At 48.3% G+C, this 18,301-nt stretch carries 16 protein-coding genes and 1 tRNA gene; 7 read left to right on the top strand and 10 right to left on the bottom strand.

Annotated features, from left to right (window positions below; all coding sequences use genetic code 11):
• The 7 genes from H9625_RS07350 to H9625_RS07320 form a co-directional block, all read right to left on the bottom strand.
• Positions 1-1,698: an alpha-amylase family glycosyl hydrolase gene (locus tag H9625_RS07350; RefSeq protein ID WP_191763695.1), complete on the bottom strand. Its 1,698-nt coding sequence runs from the start codon at positions 1,696-1,698 to the stop codon at positions 1-3.
• A 90-nt stretch (positions 1,699-1,788) separates the two neighbouring features.
• On the bottom strand, positions 1,789-2,874 hold the full coding sequence (locus H9625_RS07345) for an HpaII family restriction endonuclease (RefSeq protein ID WP_022039395.1): 1,086 nt from the start codon (positions 2,872-2,874) through the stop codon (positions 1,789-1,791).
• 382 nt (positions 2,875-3,256) lie between these two features.
• Entirely contained in the window at positions 3,257-3,925 is a 669-nt protein-coding gene (locus tag H9625_RS07340) for an FKBP-type peptidyl-prolyl cis-trans isomerase (protein ID WP_191763693.1), read from the bottom strand.
• Entirely contained in the window at positions 3,925-5,469 is a 1,545-nt protein-coding gene (locus H9625_RS07335) for a glycine--tRNA ligase (protein ID WP_191763691.1), read from the bottom strand. The genes H9625_RS07340 and H9625_RS07335 overlap by 1 nt, the downstream gene beginning before the upstream one ends.
• A 123-nt stretch (positions 5,470-5,592) precedes the next feature.
• A complete protein-coding gene (locus H9625_RS07330; RefSeq protein WP_087249615.1) occupies positions 5,593-5,787 on the bottom strand; it encodes a hypothetical protein in 195 nt (64 codons plus the stop codon).
• Positions 5,788-5,892: 105 nt separating this feature from the next.
• Positions 5,893-6,048, bottom strand: a complete 156-nt coding sequence (locus H9625_RS07325; RefSeq protein WP_162608546.1) for a hypothetical protein — start codon at positions 6,046-6,048, stop codon at positions 5,893-5,895.
• A gap of 198 nt (positions 6,049-6,246) precedes the next feature.
• Positions 6,247-6,570, bottom strand: coding sequence for a DUF6722 family protein (locus H9625_RS07320; protein ID WP_225226339.1), 324 nt, complete (start codon positions 6,568-6,570; stop codon positions 6,247-6,249).
• A 12-nt stretch (positions 6,571-6,582) separates the two neighbouring features.
• On the opposite strand from H9625_RS07320, the gene H9625_RS07315 reads away from it, so the two are divergent.
• From H9625_RS07315 to H9625_RS07295, 5 genes are all read left to right on the top strand, one after another.
• The gene (locus H9625_RS07315; protein ID WP_191763689.1) at positions 6,583-7,932 is read left to right on the top strand and encodes an MATE family efflux transporter; all 1,350 of its coding nucleotides are present in this window, start codon (positions 6,583-6,585) and stop codon (positions 7,930-7,932) included.
• Between the two features lie 438 nt (positions 7,933-8,370).
• The gene (locus H9625_RS07310) at positions 8,371-11,010 is read left to right on the top strand and encodes a DNA gyrase/topoisomerase IV subunit A (RefSeq protein WP_087212415.1); all 2,640 of its coding nucleotides are present in this window, start codon (positions 8,371-8,373) and stop codon (positions 11,008-11,010) included.
• Positions 11,007-11,924, top strand: coding sequence for a DUF3316 domain-containing protein (locus tag H9625_RS07305; protein ID WP_225226337.1), 918 nt, complete (start codon positions 11,007-11,009; stop codon positions 11,922-11,924). Before H9625_RS07310 ends, H9625_RS07305 begins: the two co-directional genes overlap by 4 nt.
• Positions 11,925-11,927: 3 nt before the next feature.
• Positions 11,928-12,941 carry a S41 family peptidase gene (locus H9625_RS07300; RefSeq protein ID WP_013618564.1) on the top strand — a complete coding sequence of 338 codons (1,014 nt, stop codon included), beginning with the start codon at positions 11,928-11,930 and terminating at the stop codon, positions 12,939-12,941.
• Between the two features lie 138 nt (positions 12,942-13,079).
• Positions 13,080-13,161 (top strand) — tRNA-Leu (locus H9625_RS07295).
• 8 nt (positions 13,162-13,169) lie between these two features.
• On the opposite strand, the gene H9625_RS07290 is transcribed toward H9625_RS07295, so the two are convergent.
• Positions 13,170-14,588 (bottom strand): ATP-dependent DNA helicase, encoded by a 1,419-nt coding sequence (locus H9625_RS07290; RefSeq protein ID WP_191763687.1) that lies wholly within the window; start codon positions 14,586-14,588, stop codon positions 13,170-13,172.
• Between the two features lie 100 nt (positions 14,589-14,688).
• Between H9625_RS07290 and H9625_RS07285 the strand changes: the two genes are divergently transcribed.
• Complete coding sequence (locus tag H9625_RS07285; RefSeq protein ID WP_191763685.1) at positions 14,689-15,516, top strand: DUF3822 family protein; 828 nt, start codon at positions 14,689-14,691, stop codon at positions 15,514-15,516.
• On the top strand, positions 15,507-16,040 hold the full coding sequence (locus H9625_RS07280) for an RsmD family RNA methyltransferase (RefSeq protein ID WP_087213300.1): 534 nt from the start codon (positions 15,507-15,509) through the stop codon (positions 16,038-16,040). Before H9625_RS07285 ends, H9625_RS07280 begins: the two co-directional genes overlap by 10 nt.
• Here H9625_RS07280 and cls read toward each other — a convergent pair.
• Together cls and H9625_RS07270 are read right to left on the bottom strand one after the other, a co-directional pair.
• A complete protein-coding gene (cls, locus tag H9625_RS07275) occupies positions 16,037-17,473 on the bottom strand; it encodes a cardiolipin synthase (RefSeq protein WP_087213304.1) in 1,437 nt (478 codons plus the stop codon). The genes H9625_RS07280 and cls overlap by 4 nt on opposite strands.
• Before the next feature lie 9 nt (positions 17,474-17,482).
• Positions 17,483-18,124, bottom strand: coding sequence for a MarC family protein (locus H9625_RS07270; RefSeq protein ID WP_087213307.1), 642 nt, complete (start codon positions 18,122-18,124; stop codon positions 17,483-17,485).
• Positions 18,125-18,301 lie beyond the last annotated feature (177 nt).

Genomic DNA, 18,301 nt, shown 5'->3' with positions numbered 1-18,301 from the left:
TCAAAAAGAAAGCTTCAGCATCTTCCCGCCCAGTGCCGGCACATCTATCGTGACCGCCTTATCAGGCATCCACGAGATGATTTCTTCCTTTCCGGTCAGCAGGTCAGTGACATTGCACCGTGCAAACGAAGGCAGATGAAGAAAATCGAATGCATGTTGCGGAATAGTCACACCGATATGCACGGGGATAGCCTCAAAGTTTGCCACAACCAGAATCACTTCCTTGCCATACTTGCGCAAGAATGCATACTGGCGGTGCTCGTTCATCAGCCAGCCGCCCTGATTGACATACATCAGATCGAAGAAACTCCCCTTGGAAAGTGCAGCTTCTGTTTGACACAGATTGAGCACATGTTGGTAATAGCGACGGATTTCCTTTTCTTTAGCGTTCAGCAAATGCAGGTTGTAACGCCCGTGATTGCTCCAACGGCGGATGCTGGGGATGCTCCAATAGTCGAATATCGTGGTGCGCCCGTCACGTCCGCTAAAGCCTTCCGAATCCATTCCTTCCTCACCCAATTCCTGCCCGAAATAAATCATCATCGGATTGGTGTTCATGCAAGCCGAAACCAGCAATGCCGGAAGCCCCTTGCGTGCATCGCCCGCAAAGAAATCGGAAGCGATACGCTGTTCGTCATGATTCTCCAGGAAGTTCAACATGTGCGGCTGGATGTCATTCACACGCTGCCAACACCCGGTAATGGCGGTTGCCGATGTATATCCGCACACCAATGCACGCAAGGTATCATACAGCCCCACCTTATCATACAGATAATCGAAATGCCCTTTATAGATATAATTACGGTATTCATCCGGATTGTATACCTCGGCAATAAAGACCAATGCCGGATAATGCGCCTTCACTTTCGGGATAACCCAGCCCCAAAACTCGCAAGGCACCATCTCTGCCATGTCGCACCGGAAACCGTCGATGCCTTTCGAAGCCCAAAACAACAGGATATCCAACATCTTGTGCCACGTGTCCGGTTCGGGATCGAAATGATTGCCCGTATTGCCTATGTAGTCTACACCATAGTTCAGTTTTACCGTTTCATACCAATCGGTCTTGTTGGGGTAAGCATCAAAACGGTCGTTGCCAGTAGCCTTGGCAGGCATCTCATCATACAATCCCTGCTCTTCATCATAGAAATCTATCTCACCGCCAAGATGGGCACCGGGAATATAATAAAAATTATTATCCGGAGCAAATGCCTTCGACGGGTCATCATCCTCACCCAGATCTTTCACACCTTCGGGCTTAGCTATCGAATGGTACTGACGCGCCACATGATTGGGGACAAAATCGATAATCACCTTCAACCCGTTTGTGTGCGAGCGTTGCACCAAAGCCTCAAACTCTTCCATGCGGCGGTCTACATGAACAGCCAAGTCCGGGTCTACATCGTAATAATCACGGATAGCATATGGCGAGCCCGCTTTTCCCTTCACTACTGCCGGATGGTTGCGCGGAATGCCGTAAGCCGAATAATCGGTCTGCGAAGCATGGGCGAGGATACCCGTGTACCAGATATGAGTAGCGCCCAGCTTCTTGATCTCGTGCAAGGCCTTGTTGGTAAAATCATCCATTTTTCCACACCCGTTTTCACTTAAGGTTCCATTTATCTTATTGCGGAGCCCTTTGTTTCCGAACAAACGGGTGAACACCTGATAAATAATCATTTTCCCTTCTTGTTCCATAGTCGTATTTTTTATTTACTAATGTACTACACTTGTGTGTTGTCTGTATTCAAAGATAAAATCCGTATAACCTGTAGCGGAAAGATTTCATCACCGTTTCGTCAGTCCTACTTTCAGATTCAGCTTAAAATAATACACACCGTTCTCACGCTCCAGATAGCCATACTTGTCTTTAGAGGTAGAACCTTTTTCCAGACGCGTATTGTAGAAAAGGAAGTCGGCAAATACCTGGCGGAAAGCCCGCTGGTAACAAAGCACATCTCCATTTCCCGTCACCAACAAGCATCCGTCGATAGCCGAATCGATGCCGTTGTATATCTTTGCCGGACGCATACCGGTAGCAACGGCAAGCAGGAATTCTTTTATCTTATAATCGTAGAAACCGTGCTTGACAATCAATTCATCCTTAATCTTCAGCGGGTTAAGCTGCCTGACGGCTTCTGTCAGATCGGATACCTTAGTCTTGCCCTCCAGCCACATCAGCCGGGTCATTTCACCCAACAAGCGTCCCATGTGCAGGTCTATCATCGAGAGGTTGCTGCGGAAAATCTTGTCAGCCACATCATTATACTTCAAGTTTCCTCCCATACGTTCTATCATCAGCATACGCCCCAATACATCTTCTTCCTCACCAAAGGCATTGATTTTTGCCACAGCAGGTACCGGAAACTTGATGCCAGTCTGCTCGAACTTGAAGTTTGCAGCCCTCCCACCGTCCAGCAAGGGATATAATGCTCCCAGCCTCGAACGCACACAGAAGCCCGTCAAGGGCGCGTCTTCACGATAGAACGCTACCTTAAAATCGGTACGGTCATCGGTTTTGGCTTCCAGATTGTATATCGCCACTTCGTCCAAGAAGCCTTCCACTCCTTCGGGCGAGGCAACATCATCGGTTTCCGATTCACGCAAAGCCTGTAATACCAGTTCCGATACCGTAGCAAAATCTTCCCTCGGAACGCGCTTATCCATTTGTTCTCCACATATCCTCACTTCATTCTTCCCGATTACGTACCGGCGTGTCCCATCGTGTTCTTCACGTTGCACCATAGCCACCGGCAGGCACACAGCTTCATTCTGTTTCACATCCGGCGTACCGGCATACACCTGTCCGTCTGCCAGCAAACGGAAAAACGCATAGAGTTCACTCCATTCTTTCTTTGTCGCGTTAAATGCCATAGTCTTGTTATCTTCTTTTTATACTTTTACATCGGCAAAGATAACTAAAAAGCCTTTCAATATCCCTAATATCCGGCGCCGATATCTTAAACAATGTTATAAAACAGATATTTTCCTCTGGATTATTTGCAGATTCAATAAAAGTCCGTACATTTGCAATGTGTTTTTCATAGTATTAGATTTAAGGTTAACAAAAGGTTGGAGTACAGCGGTACTCCTTTTTTTATGCCCTTATGTTCCAAGACGAATCCGGAGCGGAATTTTTCACACAATATAATTCAAAAATAAGTATAAAAACAACATCGGAGATAAAGCTTTGTAACCAGCCTTATCTCCGATATTTGTTCTTTTATCATGCAATGCAGTGATGTTATACCACGGATTATTCGTCAACGGATACCTGATTTTCCGTTGCCAGAGAAATTGCTTTCCGGCTCCGGTCGTCCGGACCTTTAGGATGAATCACTTCCTCCAGACGAATGTCGAATATCAATGTGGAATACCCACGAATAGTACCATTTCCCGATGTTCCATATCCCATCTGATACGGGATATAAACCTCCCAATGCTCGCCTTCCTGCATATGAAGCAAGGCAGTAGTCCAACCGGTTCTCACCTCGCTTGCCGCAAACGAAACCGGCACATGTACCTCCGCATTCCAATCTCCGGAATAACTTTGGTCGAACACTTCTCCGTTTATCAACCATCCGCGATAATGTACCGCTACCGTATCGGTTGCAAACGGTGTTTCACCTAATTCAGCATCCGCTTCCGTCAAATCCTTTACGTACACATAATCTGAGTTGGTCAGGGTTAAATCTGTACCCATTCCATCGTTCTGGATTTTATAGTTCGCATAACGGTACCATGTTTCTCCAGCAGGCGGATTGGCTACAACATCAGCAATGGAGTCTATATAAGCTACGTTGCGCGCTTCCCAATCGGCGTATGGGTCGGCGGTAGGTGTATCGTCGCTACACGAAGCAAAGACACACATTACCATACCGAGTATCCATAGCCAGCCACAATATGTCTTTGTCGACCTTTTCATTATTGCAAGGTTTTCAGCAGACTGGTGATGCTCACCTTGTCGGCGATAATATTGTTCAGGTCGGCAATAGCCACACGCTCCTGCTCCATCGTGTCGCGGTTACGCAACGTCACGCAGTTGTCTTCCAGCGTCTGATGGTCTACCGTTACGCAATACGGCGTACCGATGGCATCCTGACGGCGGTAACGCTTGCCGATAGAATCCTTCTCGTCGTACTGGCAATGGAAATGGAACTTCAGGTCGTCCATAATCTCGCGCGCCTTTTCGGGCAGCCCGTCTTTCTTCACCAACGGCATCACGGCAAGCTTCACCGGAGCCAGGGCGGCAGGGAGCCTCAACACCACGCGTGTCTCGCCGTTTTCCAGCTTCTCTTCCGTGTACGAAGCACTCATCACGCTCAGGAACATACGGTCTACGCCGATAGAAGTCTCGATGACATACGGAGTATAAGATTCGTTGATTTCGGGGTCGAAATACTTGATGCTCTTGCCCGAGAACTTCTCGTGCTGGCTCAGGTCGAAGTTGGTGCGCGAGTGGATGCCTTCCACTTCCTTGAACCCGAACGGCATCAGAAACTCGATGTCGGTAGCTGCATTGGCGTAATGCGCCAGCTTCTCGTGGTCGTGATAACGGTAATGGTCATCACCGAAGCCCAGCGCCTTGTGCCATTTCAGGCGGGTTTCCTTCCACTTCTTAAACCATTCCAGCTCGGTGCCCGGCTTAACGAAGAACTGCATTTCCATCTGTTCGAACTCGCGCATGCGGAAGATGAACTGGCGTGCCACGATTTCATTACGGAACGCCTTGCCTATCTGGGCGATGCCGAAGGGGATTTTCATGCGCCCCGTCTTCTGCACGTTCAGGTAATTGACGAAAATGCCCTGTGCGGTTTCCGGACGAAGGTAGACTTTCATCGAGCCATCGGCGGTAGAGCCCATTTCGGTAGAGAACATCAGGTTGAACTGGCGCACCTCGGTCCAGTTCTTCGTGCCCGAGATGGGGCACACGATTTCTTCGTCCAGGATAATCTGGCGCAGCTCGTTCAGGTCCGGTCCGGCATTCATCGCCTGTGTATAGCGTTCGTGCAGGGCGTCACGCTTCGCCTGATGCTCCAGCACGCGTGCATTGGTCGAACGGAATTCCTGCTCGTCGAAAGCATCGCCGTATTTCTTGGCGGCCTTTGCCACCTCCTTGTTTATCTTTTCGTCGTATTTCGCAATCTGGTCTTCAATCAGCACATCGGCACGATAACGCTTTTTCGAGTCACGGTTGTCGATAAGCGGGTCGTTAAATGCGTCTACGTGCCCCGAAGCCTTCCAGATAGTGGGGTGCATGAAGATTGCCGAATCGATTCCCACGATATTTTCGTGCAAGAGCACCATGCTCTGCCACCAGTATTGCTTGATGTTGTTTTTCAGTTCCACACCGTTCTGTCCATAGTCGTAAACGGCTCCCAGCCCGTCGTAAATTTCACTCGACGGAAACACAAAGCCATATTCCTTACAATGCGAAACCAATTTCTTGAAAACGTCTTCTTGTGCCATTTTTCTTTATCTTTAAATTATTAATTCCGAAACTCATAAATGCGCACAAAGATACGGATTTATCCATAAAAAAGAAGCACAAGTTTATTAATTTATGCGAATCAGGAACAAATCGCCCCGTTTTCATTCGGGCTTCTCGTGAAAGAGCTGCACCGCACGTGCAAACTCCCCACTGATTTGCACCGCCCGCGGATGGTCGATGCGGAACAAGAGGGCAACAATGTTCTCCACGCCTTCATCGTCCGTTATCGTCGAGCTTAAATAATTAAATGAGTATTTGCGGTCGTGTGTCACGCCGGATTTGTAATCCGGAACCATTAGTTGATGATGCGGATTGCAATTGGCTTCGCCGACCTACGGTTTCGCACGCAGAATTACGCTGGATTACAAATCCAGCGTGACAAAAAATCCAATGTCATCATATCACCACACATTAAAAGATGTCACATCCTCTCCCGTACGTTCCTTAATACGGTCGTGCATTTCTTTCTGTATGGTTTCAATAAGTACTTTTTTCTTCCTCCGGTGTTCCTCCAGCCTGCGCATCAGTTCCTCGCGGGTAAAAGCAGCCTGTTCCATAGTTTTATTCTTTTGGTTGAGGTCAAAGATAAGCAAAAGAATCCGTATAGCCCTCAAATCTTGCTTACTACACGCATTCATCCAATGCTTTTATGAGATTTTATGAGATTGCTGTTTCCGCAACTGATTCACTCCCCACATAATAATCCCTAAAGCTATCAATCCGAAAAAAGACAAAAACAAAATCAATTCCATAACTCATTTTTCTTTATTAGAATTTGCCAATAATATACATATAAGACCCGCAGATACCGTCAATAAGACAACAACTGTTCCCAATCCGAACAACAAGGCACGATTTACGTCCAGTTTCATAATACCAGCCAAAACCACGCCACCAAAAACTAACTTAGAAATATCAATACAATATTTTCCAAGTTCACCAAGCATCACTTGCTTATTTGTTTTCCTTTCATCCTCCATTTTTGCAAATATACACCTTTCTTCTGAAAGCGCCAATCTTTTTCTTCCTTTTTCAGTCCACCGTCCGCCAAATTCACTAAATTTGCACCGGCAATCCATGAAAAAACGGTTATGAAACACAAGCACATCGACAAATATACCCTGATGACCACCGCCCCCATCCCCCGGCTGATAGGGTCGCTTGCCATACCCACCATCGTCAGCATGCTGGTCACTTCATTCTACGTGATGATAGATACCTATTTCGTAGGGAAAATCAACACCCAGGCCACCGCCGCCGTAGGGATTTCCTTCTCGGTCATGGCTATCATACAGGCGTTCGGATTCTTCTTCGGACACGGGTCGGGCAATTTCATCTCGCGCCGGTTGGGGGCGCGCGACTATCAAAGTGCCGAGAAAATGGCGGCAACGGGATTCTTCAGCGCCTTCATCATGGGATGCCTCATCACGCTTTTCGGGCTCTTGTTCCTGACCCCTATCTGCCGCATACTGGGCTCTACCCCCACTATCCTGCCCTATACCGAGACCTATCTGGGCATCATCCTGCTGGGAGCGCCCTTCATGGCATCGTCGCTGGTGCTGAACAACCAGATGCGCTTTCAGGGCAACGCCGCCTACGCCATGGTGGGCATCACCGCCGGCACGGTGCTCAACATCGGGCTGGCTCCGCTGTTCATCTTCGTATGCGGCATGGGCATCGCCGGAGCGGCATACGCCACGCTGTGCGGACAGGTGTGCAGCTTCGGCATCCTGCTCTACATGGACAGCCGGGGAGAAAACATCCGCATCCGCCTGAGCAACTTCACGCCACAACTAGCTTATTTCCGCGAAATCCTTTACGGAGGAAGCCCCTCGCTCTGCCGGCAGGGACTGGCAAGCCTTGCCGCCATCCTGCTCAACGTAGCCGCCGGACGGTATGGCGACGCCGCCATTGCGGGCATGTCTATCGTGGGACGTATCTGCATGTTCATCAACTCTTTCCTCATCGGTTTCGGCCAAGGCTTCCAGCCCGTATGCGGCTACAATTACGGCGCAGGTATCTACCCACGCGTACAACAAGGCTTCTGGTTCTGCGTAAAAGTAGGGGTAGTGTTTCTCACCCTCTGCTCAATTGTCGGCTACATCTACGCACCCGAAATCGTGGCATGGTTCCGCGAAGACGACGCCGAGGTAATCGCCGTAGGTGCGCGTGCCTTGCGCTGGCAGCTTATCACATTGCCATTGGGCACGTGGGTCATCCTTTGCAACATGCTGCTCCAAACCATCCGCAAGCCCGTACGTGCCGTGTTGCTTGCCTCCGCACGCCAAGGGCTGTTCTTCATCCCCTTTATCATCCTGCTACCCCACTGCTTAGGTCTGCAAGGTGTAGAGATGAGCCAGGCCGTAGCCGACTTCTGCTCGTTCATCTTCGCCCTGCCCGTAGCGATTCCGGTACTCCGCTCGTTACGGAAAACAGACTAACTGCAATAGGGAATATATATTGCATGACACACGTACCTATCTGCACCGGGCTATGCACGTATATCCCCGGCACGATGCAGCTATATCCGATAAAAGCCGTTTTTGAAAGGGCCTTATCCCATTGCTATGCGTTACAATTGTTACAATTACAGTTAATGTAAAATGCTTTTTCAATCCCGGACAAAAAAAGAAATCCACCTATTAAAATTATATATTATATATATTTATATATAAATATATATAATATATAATTTATAACAAGTTTTTCCCGCTATCTGATTTTCAACTTACATCAACTGTAATTGTAACAATTGTAACGGTTGTAACTGTGCAACGGAGGCCCCCTGTGCTTCTGCATCTCTGCGTTCCATTCCATTCATCAAAGCACTTGTTTTTTCCAATAATTATCCGTACATTTGCATCAAGCAGAAAACAATTATGAGCGACGACACATTAGACAAAAACGAAACAACGGATATACCTGAAAAAGAATCGGATACGAATTACAAGCCCGCCTCGCCGGCGGACAAGGCAGTGAAATACCAGCTGAGCGGAATGTATCAGAACTGGTTCCTCGACTATGCCTCGTACGTCATTCTGGAACGTGCCGTACCCCACATCAACGACGGACTGAAACCGGTGCAGCGGCGCATCCTGCACGCCATGAAACGGCTGGACGACGGACGCTACAACAAGGTGGCGAACATCGTGGGGCATACCATGCAGTTCCATCCGCACGGCGACGCTTCCATCGGCGACGCGCTGGTGCAGCTGGGGCAGAAAGACCTGCTCATTGATTGCCAGGGAAACTGGGGAAACATCCTCACGGGCGATGATGCAGCCGCCCCCCGATACATCGAAGCACGCTTGTCGAAATTCGCCCTCGACGTGGTGTTCAATCCCAAGACCACCGAATGGCAAGCCTCTTACGACGGGCGCAACCGCGAACCCGTAACCCTGCCGGTCAAGTTCCCCCTGTTGCTGGCACAGGGCGTAGAAGGCATCGCCGTAGGACTTTCATCGAAAATCCTGCCTCACAACTTCAATGAGTTATGCGATGCAGCCATCGCTTACCTGCACGGCGAAGAGTTCCACCTCTACCCCGACTTCCAGACCGGAGGGGCGGTAGACGTGTCGCGCTACAACGACGGCGAGCGGGGCGGAGTGGTGCGCGTACGTGCCAAGATATCGAAAATAGACAACAAGACACTCTGCATCAGCGAAATTCCCTACGGGAAAACCACATCGTCGCTCATCGACTCTATATTGAAAGCCGTAGAAAAAGGGAAAATCAAGGTGCGCAAGGTAGACGACAACACCGCCGACAAGGTGGAAATACTGGTACACCTCGCCCCCGGAGCCTCGTCGGACAAGACGCTGGACGCCCTTTATGCCTTTACGGATTGCGAAGTGAACATCTCGCCCAACTGCTGCGTCATCGAGGACAAGAAGCCGCATTTCCTCTCGGTAGGCACGGTGCTCCGCAAGTCGGTCGACCACACCCTCGGGCTCTTGCGCCGCGAACTGGAAATACAGCGCGACGAGACCCTGGAGACCCTGCACTTCGCCTCGCTGGAGAAAATCTTCATCGAAGAGCGCATCTACAAAGACCGCGGCTTCGAGCAAGCCGAAAACATGGACGCCGCCTGCGCGCATATCGACGAGCGGCTTACCCCGTTCTATCCCCAAATGGTGCGCGAAGTGACCAAGGATGACATCCTGCGCCTGATGGAAATCAAGATGGCACGCATCCTGAAGTTCAACAAAGACAAGGCGGACGAGAACATCGCCCGGCTGAAAGCGGACATCGAAGAGACCGAAAACCACCTGGCGCACATTACCGACTATACCATCGCCTGGTTCCGCCGCCTGAAAGAGAAATACGGAGCACAGTTCCCCCGCCGCACCGAGATACGAAACTTCGACACCATCGTAGCCACCAAAGTGGCGGAAGCCAACGAAAAGCTCTACATCAACCGCGAGGAAGGCTTTATCGGCACGGGACTGAAAAAGGACGAATTCGTGTGCAACTGTTCCGATATCGACGATGTAATCATCTTCTACCGCGACGGGAAATACAAGGTGGTGCGCGTACAGGACAAGCTCTTCGTAGGCAAGAACATCCTCTACGTCAACGTATTCAAGAAGAACGACAAGCGTACTATCTACAACGTCATCTACCGCGACGGGAAAGACGGATACCACTACATCAAGCGTTTCAACGTGACTTCGATGATACGCGACCGCGAGTACGACGTGACGCAAGGCACACCGGGTTCGCGCATCGTCTACTTCACCGCCAACCCCAACGGCGAGGCGGAAACCGTGAAAGTGACCCTGCGCCCCAACCCGCGCATCAAGAAACTGGTGTTCGAACGCGACTTCAGCACCATCAACATCAAGGGACGCCAGTCGATGGGCAACTTGCTCACCAAGTACGAGGTACACAAAATCGGGCTGAAACAACGCGGAGGCTCTACCCTGGGCGGACGCAAGGTGTGGTTCGACCACGATGTGTTACGCCTCAATTACGACGGGCGCGGACAATACTTAGGCGAGTTCCAAAGCGATGACCGCATCCTCGTGGTACATACAGACGGCGACTTCTATACTACCGACTTCGACCTGAACAACCATTACGACCCCGATATCCGGCTCATCGAAAAGTTTGATGCCGACAAGGTGTGGACCGCCGTGCTCTACGATGCCGACCAGCAGAACTACCCATACCTGAAACGCTTCTGCTTCGAGGCGACAAGCAAGCGCCAGAACTACTTGGGCGAGAACAAGCAAAACCGTTTGCTCCTGCTCAGCCCCGAAGCCTATCCGCGCATCCAGGTGGTATTCGGCGGACACGACGCGTTCCGGGAACCGCTGATAGTAGAAGCATCCGACTTTGTAGGCATAAAGAGCTACAAGGCTAAGGGCAAACGCCTCACCACCTACACCGTGGGCGAGGTAAACGAACTGGAACCTACCCGTATGCCGGAACCCGAAGAAGTTCCCGACACAGAAGATAACGGAACATCCGAAGACGAAAACGGACAAATGAACCTATTCGATAACGAAGAAGAATGAAAACATTGATTTATATCGAACACAGAGACACAAAGACACTGAGAATAAAAAATAAAGCCTCTGTGCCTCTGCGCCTCTGTGTTTTTATTCTGATAGTCTTAACCTGCCTTCCGACCCGTATCCAAGCGCAAGACTCCCTGCAAGCCACACGCCACGTGATGCGCTCGGTGATGATAGGAGCCGGACACAACAACACATTCGAGACCTATCTCTCGCCCTTGGAATACGAAGGTCCAGAAGTGCGCTTCGCCTACGAAACGATGCGGATGACCCGCCTGATGGACGGGAACGTTTCGGCGCAAAACCTGTTCCAGCTACATGCCTCGTACACCGAAAACATTTCGCAAACCAACCATACGTATGGCGGTCTGGTGAACTGGAACTATGCCCTGCATTACCAGTTCCGCCCTGCCAAGGGACTGAAGATACTTTTCGGCCCCATGCTCGACCTCAATGCAGGCGTTGTATACAACCGGCGCAACTCGAACAACCCTGCCCAGGCAAAAGCCTACGGGGGCTTAGGGGCATCAGGGATGCTCATCTACCGGTTCCGCATCAAGAACTATCCGCTCACGGTACGCTGGCAAGCGAACCTGCCCCTGCTGGGCGTGATGTTCTCGCCTGAGTTCGGCGAATCGTATTACGAAATATTCTCGCTGGGCAACGGAGGACGGAACGTAGTGTTCACCTCCCTGCACAACAACCCGTCCCTGCGCCAGCTCCTTACCCTCGACTTCCCGGTAGGGAACACGGTGATGCGTGTGGGCTACGTATGCGACCTCCAGCAAGCAAAGGTAAACAACCTGAAAAGCCATACCTACTCGCACGATTTCATGATAGGCGTCGTGCGCAATCTGTACCTGTTCCATGGAAAGAAACACATGACCACGCCACCTAAAATAACTCCGTTTTAAACCATGAGAAAATATATCCTCTACCTATGCATTACCGTGCAGGCATTGTTCGCCTCCTGCATCCGCGAAGACATATCAGGCAATACGCCCGAGTCGAACTTCGAGTCCCTATGGAAAATCATTGACGAACAATATTGCTTTCTGGAATACAAGCACGAAGAATACGGGCTGGACTGGGACGAAGTGCACACCCGCTACGCCCAGCGCATCACGTCCGACATGACGTGGGAAAACCTCTACGAAGTGCTCTCGGACATGGTGAACGAGCTGAGGGACGGGCATGTCAACCTGTCCAGTTCCATCGGCACATCGCAATACCGCGCATGGTTTGACGCCTTCCCCCATAATTTCAGTGACAGCATCCAGAGCAATTACCTGGGAAAAGACTACGTGAACTCGTCGGGCATTACCTGGTCGATACTGGAAAACAACATCGGCTACATCTATTGCGAAAGTTTCTCGAACGGCATTGGAGACGGAAATCTGGACCAGACCCTGAACTCGCTTGCCGTATGCGACGGACTGATTGTAGATGTACGGGATAACGGAGGCGGAAACCTGACCACGGCACAAAAACTGGCGGCACGTTTCACCAACGAGCGGGTGCTTGTAGGCTATATGTACCACAAGACGGGACCTGCCCACGATGATTTTTCCGACCCTAAACCTGTCTACATCGAGCCTTCGGACGGCATCCGGTGGCAAAAGCCGGTGGTAGTGCTCACCAACCGCCGTGCCTATAGCGCCACCAACGATTTTGTGAACAGCATGAACCAGTTCCCCAACGTGACCCTTGTAGGTGACAAGACAGGCGGAGGCTCAGGGCTTCCCTTCTCATCGGAAATCCCCTGCGGCTGGTCCATCCGTTTCTCTGCCAGCCCGATGCTCGACCCCGAAATGAACCACCTGGAATTCGGTATCGACCCTGACGTGAAAGTAGACATGACCAGCGAAGACATCGCCCAGGGGAAAGACACCATGATAGAAACGGCATGCCGGGTGCTGAAAGGACAATAAGGAAATGGTTTCTACCGGAAATGGTTTCTATGCACCTCTGTAGTGACCCACCTCTGTAGTGAAATTTCACACAAAGATTTGGCGATTTCGAAAATAAGCCTTATCTTTGCACCCGCAATTCCATTTTAACATGGACATGCGCCTGTGGCGTAATTGGTAGCCGCGCCAGACTTAGGATCTGGTGTCGTGAGACGTGTAGGTTCGAGTCCTATCAGGCGCACTTCTTTTTTATTCCTTTTGGCTCTCAGGCCAGTTCACCAAATACAAAGTTCCTTTAGCACGCGTAATTGCCGTATAAAGCCAGCGGTAATAATCGGGCGAAACCATATCCTCGGTCAGATACCCCTGATCGATGAACACGTTTTGCCATTGTCCGCCCTGCGCTTTGTGGCACGTTACGGCGTATGCATACTTCACCTGCAAAGCGTTATACCACGGGTCTGCCTTTATCTTCTTCATCCGCCCCGCTTTCGTGGTAATATCCTGGTAATCTTCGAGCACGGCATGAAACAAACGGTCGGCATGCTCTTTGGGCAATGCCGGCGCATCGGTATGGAGCGTATCAAGCAGGATTTTCACCTCCAGCTCAATATCGTTGTAATCAGGAAACGCAAGAAGCACATCGGCAAAACGGAATCCATACATCTCGTGCACCCGGCGCACCCGGCGTACCACGGCTATATCCCCGTTGGCGATAAAATCCAGTTCCTTGACATCGGCTCCCCAAAAATAATTGTTCTTCGCCACCATCAGGATATCGCCCGCATTCAATTCATCCTCACGATAAAGAATCGTATTCCGTATTCCCTGGTTATAAAGGTTAGCCCGCTTGTTCGAACGGCAAATCACGATGGTTTCGTCCATTCCCTCGCGCCCATAACAGGTGTTGAGGGTCTCTATCAGTTCGCTCCCCGGCACTACACGCACATCAGGAAATCCCTCTACCCGTATGTGGGGAAGCTCTCCGGAAAACTCTTCCGCCATTTTCCGGCGCAGGCAAGTGGCATTGTACAAGATGCCCGACTCCGACTCCTGCCGGACTACTTGCGTCAGCTCCTGCTCTACGACCTCCAACCCATACCCTCTCAACACATCTGCCGAGAGTGCCGGACTCTCTTCTTCGCCTACAGGAGGCAGCTGGGCGGTGTCGCCCACCAACACCAACCTACACCCTTGCCCGCCATATACATATTGTATCAGGTCGTCCAGCAAGCGTCCGCTCCCGAACACGTTTCCCGACAAGCCCAGATTGGATATCATCGAGGCTTCGTCCACAATGAACAACGTGTGCTGGTGCAGATTGACATTCATCGTAAAATTATCCATCTCGTTCGAAAAAGTACGCTGGCGGTAAATACGCCGGTGGATGGTGTAAGCCGGATGTCCGGAGTGAAGCGCGAATACTTTGGCCGCCCGCCCCGTAGGAGCCAGCAATATACATTTCTGCTTCATCCCGTCAAGAGTTCTCACCAATGCACTTACCAGACTGGTTTTTCCTGTTCCAGCATATCCTTTCAACAAGAAAACGGTATCCGGTTGAGAGGAGAGAAGAAAATCAACGAACAAATTCATCGTTAATTCTTGCCCGGAAGTTGGCTTATTAAAGAAATTTTGCTTTATCTGATCCAATAATTTGATGTTCAGCATACTTATCCTATAAATTTTAGTAACTTTGTCCACTCTTAAAAACAGAAGTCATATTTTTATACACGAATATAAACCAAAAAACGCAAAAAGAAGAAAGAATATGCCAGAAAAAGATACCAACCAGACTCAACCGGAATTCCAAACTCTCTCTATCCGACTCAGTCCGGAGGGATTTTCTTTTGCAACCTATCATCCGGCAGATGCAAGCCATATCTATTTCCAGCATACCGCAGTAAACGTGCAACGTTCGATGGCAGCCAATGTAAAAGGTTTCCTGTCTCAAACTCCTGAGCTGAACGTTATATACCATCAAACCAACATCCTGATACATACTTTACGGTATACTACCGTTCCCCTCGAACTCTTCGAAGACGAACAAATGGAAATGCTTTTCTACCAAAACGTACCCAAACAGAACAATGAAATCGTTTTATGCAACATCCTGGGCAACAGTAATGTGGTAGTATTGTTCTCTATTGACAAACTAACCCACGTATTTTTGTCCGAGCATTTTCCTCGTGCACGTTTTTTTGCTACAGTAAGCCCTCAGATAGAATACTTTACCAAAGAAAATCGTCAAAGACAAACACAGCAAATATATGCCAATATACATGCCGACAATATGGAAGTATTCTGTTTCTCTAACGGCAGATTACAACTTGCCAATACCTATCCGATAAGCACCAATGAAGACCGTTCGTATTACCTGCTGAATATCTGGAAACAATTAGACTATGATACAGAAAAAGATGAACTGCATCTCACAGGGCTTACGAAAGAGGAACTGCACGGACAAATTAGTTTCCTCCGACAATTCATCCGGAAAATATTCATAATCAACAACCCTCAGGCGGAACTCCAGCAGTCTTCCGACACTTCGCTGGAAACGATTCCGTTTGATATTCAATCTTTATTTATATGCGAGTAATCAGTGGAATCTACAAACACCGGAGGTTCGATGTGCCCCATACTTTCAAGGCTCGTCCTACTACCGATTTTGCCAAAGAAAACCTTTTCAATGTCTTAAACAATCATTTCGATTTCGAAAACAACGTAACGGCACTCGACCTGTTTGCAGGAACTGGAAGCATCAGTATTGAGCTTTTGTCAAGAGGATGCGACAAAGTCGTATCAGTAGAAAAAGACCCTCAACACTATGCCTTTATCTGCAAAATCATGAGCGATATAAAGACCGACAAATGCAAGACCATACGAGGTGACGTATTCAAATACATCAGTAAATGCAAGGAACAATTCGATTTTATCTTTGCTGACCCTCCCTACGCTTTACCGGAATTAGAAAGCATCCCAGACAAGATATTCGAATACAATCTGCTCAAACCCGACGGACTTTTCGTTTTGGAACATGGAAAGAACCTGAACTTTGAAAGCCATCCGCACTTCACCGAACACCGGCACTATGGAAGCGTAAACTTCTCATTTTTTCACTAAAGCAAGGGAGCCAGCAAACGTACAACCGATTCGGTTATCTTATTCTTCCATGAACGCTGGCTCCATAACTTGCGCGACAAAAGCTGACAATGCTTTTGGTCGGCAAGAAACACTCCTTTCAGACGCAAAGCCATTTCAACATCATAAAAAAAGACATTCGCTTCAAAATTGTGCTCAAAACTCCGAAAATCCATATTGGTAGATCCGACCGATGAAAACTCATCATCCGACACCCATAGTTTGGAATGCAAAAAGCCCTTCCTATACAAATAAACCTTAACACCCGCGCGCATCAATTCATCCAAATAAGACAAAGACCCTTTATGAGTCAGATACGTATCCGCACGCTTAGGCAACATCACCCGTACATCCACCCCTGAAAGGGAAGCGGTCTGCAATGCCACCACCACTTCTTCTGTAGGAAGCAAATAAGGAGTCTCAATATAAAAATACCGTTTGGAAGAACACAAAGCCTTGATAAGCCCTTGCATAATGTCGTGCCAATCTCCAACCGGTTCCGAAGTTACAATCTGCGCCACCACGTTGCCTTGCCATTCCATTTTCGGAAAATACTCAGAAGAAGTAAGTAACATCCGGTCCACAACAAACCAATCAGTCAAAAATGCCGTCTGCAAACCATATACAGCCTTTCCTTTGACACACACATGCGTATCACGCCAAATCCCCCACGAAAATCCACGCAAATAACGTTCGGCGATATTCATACCTCCGATAAATCCTACTTTCCCATCAATAATCGCTATCTTCCGGTGATTCCGATAATTAACCTTACTGGTAAAACGGGGAAAACGGACTTTCAGAAAACTCTGTACCTCAATTCCCTCACACATCATCTCATCATAAAACAAAGGATTTACTTTCCAACAACCCACATCATCGTACAGCAAGCGTATTTTCACTCCTTCACGTGCTTTATCTATCAGCAAATCCCGCAACAAACGTCCTACCGAATCGTCTTCAAAAATATAAAATTGGAGATGAATGTGGTGCTTTGCCTGACCGATTTCATGCATCAATGCCTGTAACATCGCATATCCATCTGTATAAACCGCTACTTGATTTCCATCAAACGGCAAAGCACTATTGATTTTCCGGAAAAAGGATATCAATGGATTTTTATTATTCAAGTCATAAAAAGCCTCTTGCGCCTGATATTCTGCCATCGGCCTTTTGTTCAAACGTGAATAGCCTTTCTTGCTTATCAACCTTTCCCGACGTGTACTTCTTCCAAAAAAGAAATAAAACACCAATCCTACCAGCGGCAAAAAGAAAAGCACAAGTATCCACGCCATGGTTTTCACCGGATTACGATTTTCTAGAATGACTACAAATATAGTAGTCACAATCACTGCCAGATAAAGAATCCGGAATATACTCCAGAGCACTTCACTCCAAACAATCGCATCCATCATAAAAAACACTTATAAAGAAGATTGAATGATATCTATCAAAATCGGTTTCATACCGCTCACAAAACATTCCACGGCAATCACCATCAATATAAGCCCCATCAAACGCATCATCACATTATTTCCAGTTTCTCCGATAACCTTGACTAGACGAGTTGACAAACAAAGTATAATGTAAGTCAATACATAGACAATAGCAATAACAGCCACTAACGTCACTTTTAATTCCCAACTATCTGCATCACTCATCATAATAATACCATTCGCTATAGCTCCAGGACCACACAGCATCGGAATAGACAAAGGAGTAATGGAAATATCATCAGCATACGTCTTAATTTCTTCATCTTTCAACTTCGTATTAGTATAACGGGCCTGCAACATGTCATACCCAATTTTCAAAATAATAATTCCGGCAGCTATACGAAATCCATTCGTTGAAATACCAAAGAACTTAAACAAGAACTGACCAAAAAAAGTAAATGCCATCAAAATTACAAAAGAAATAATAGTGGCACGTTTCACTATGTGTTTACGTTCTTTATCCTCCAGTCCATTAGTCATTGTCAAAAATACTGGCATAGTTCCTAATGGATTAGTTAATGTAAAAAAGGAAGTAAAACAAAGTAATGCAAAAGGCAGAATTGTATCCATATTAAAATTCAATAGTAAGTCTGGGCAAATATAAGAAAATAAATGCATAATCTCAAAAAAAGAAAGGGATCCTCCCCCGGTTTGATATCCGGAGGAGAATCCCAAAACGGCGGCTACCTACTCTCCCACTGTTACGCAGTACCATCGGCGTGACGAAGCTTAACTTCTCTGTTCGGA

The sequence above is a fragment of the Phocaeicola intestinalis genome, from assembly GCF_014837065.1.
In the GTDB taxonomy this organism is placed as follows: Bacteria; Bacteroidota; Bacteroidia; order Bacteroidales; family Bacteroidaceae; genus Phocaeicola; species Phocaeicola intestinalis.
Note: the sequence above shows the minus strand (reverse complement) of the source record. Positions and strands in the feature narration are given on the sequence as shown.

Excerpts from the sequence above, each read along its gene's own strand:
- H9625_RS07340 (WP_191763693.1), bottom strand. The coding sequence starts at position 3,925 with ATGAAAAGGTCGACAAAGACATATTGTGGCTGGCTATGGATACTCGGT.
- H9625_RS07270 (WP_087213307.1), bottom strand. The coding sequence starts at position 18,124 with ATGGATACAATTCTGCCTTTTGCATTACTTTGTTTTACTTCCTTTTTT.
- H9625_RS07350 (WP_191763695.1), bottom strand. The coding sequence starts at position 1,698 with ATGGAACAAGAAGGGAAAATGATTATTTATCAGGTGTTCACCCGTTTG.
- cls (WP_087213304.1), bottom strand. The coding sequence starts at position 17,473 with ATGATGGATGCGATTGTTTGGAGTGAAGTGCTCTGGAGTATATTCCGG.
- H9625_RS07315 (WP_191763689.1), top strand. The coding sequence starts at position 6,583 with ATGAAACACAAGCACATCGACAAATATACCCTGATGACCACCGCCCCC.
- H9625_RS07300 (WP_013618564.1), top strand. The coding sequence starts at position 11,928 with ATGAGAAAATATATCCTCTACCTATGCATTACCGTGCAGGCATTGTTC.
- H9625_RS07310 (WP_087212415.1), top strand. The coding sequence starts at position 8,371 with ATGAGCGACGACACATTAGACAAAAACGAAACAACGGATATACCTGAA.
- H9625_RS07345 (WP_022039395.1), bottom strand. The coding sequence starts at position 2,874 with ATGGCATTTAACGCGACAAAGAAAGAATGGAGTGAACTCTATGCGTTT.
- H9625_RS07330 (WP_087249615.1), bottom strand. The coding sequence starts at position 5,787 with ATGGTTCCGGATTACAAATCCGGCGTGACACACGACCGCAAATACTCA.
- H9625_RS07285 (WP_191763685.1), top strand. The coding sequence starts at position 14,689 with ATGCCAGAAAAAGATACCAACCAGACTCAACCGGAATTCCAAACTCTC.
- H9625_RS07305 (WP_225226337.1), top strand. The coding sequence starts at position 11,007 with ATGAAAACATTGATTTATATCGAACACAGAGACACAAAGACACTGAGA.
- H9625_RS07320 (WP_225226339.1), bottom strand. The coding sequence starts at position 6,570 with ATGGATTGCCGGTGCAAATTTAGTGAATTTGGCGGACGGTGGACTGAA.
- H9625_RS07280 (WP_087213300.1), top strand. The coding sequence starts at position 15,507 with ATGCGAGTAATCAGTGGAATCTACAAACACCGGAGGTTCGATGTGCCC.
- H9625_RS07335 (WP_191763691.1), bottom strand. The coding sequence starts at position 5,469 with ATGGCACAAGAAGACGTTTTCAAGAAATTGGTTTCGCATTGTAAGGAA.
- H9625_RS07325 (WP_162608546.1), bottom strand. The coding sequence starts at position 6,048 with ATGGAACAGGCTGCTTTTACCCGCGAGGAACTGATGCGCAGGCTGGAG.
- H9625_RS07290 (WP_191763687.1), bottom strand. The coding sequence starts at position 14,588 with ATGCTGAACATCAAATTATTGGATCAGATAAAGCAAAATTTCTTTAAT.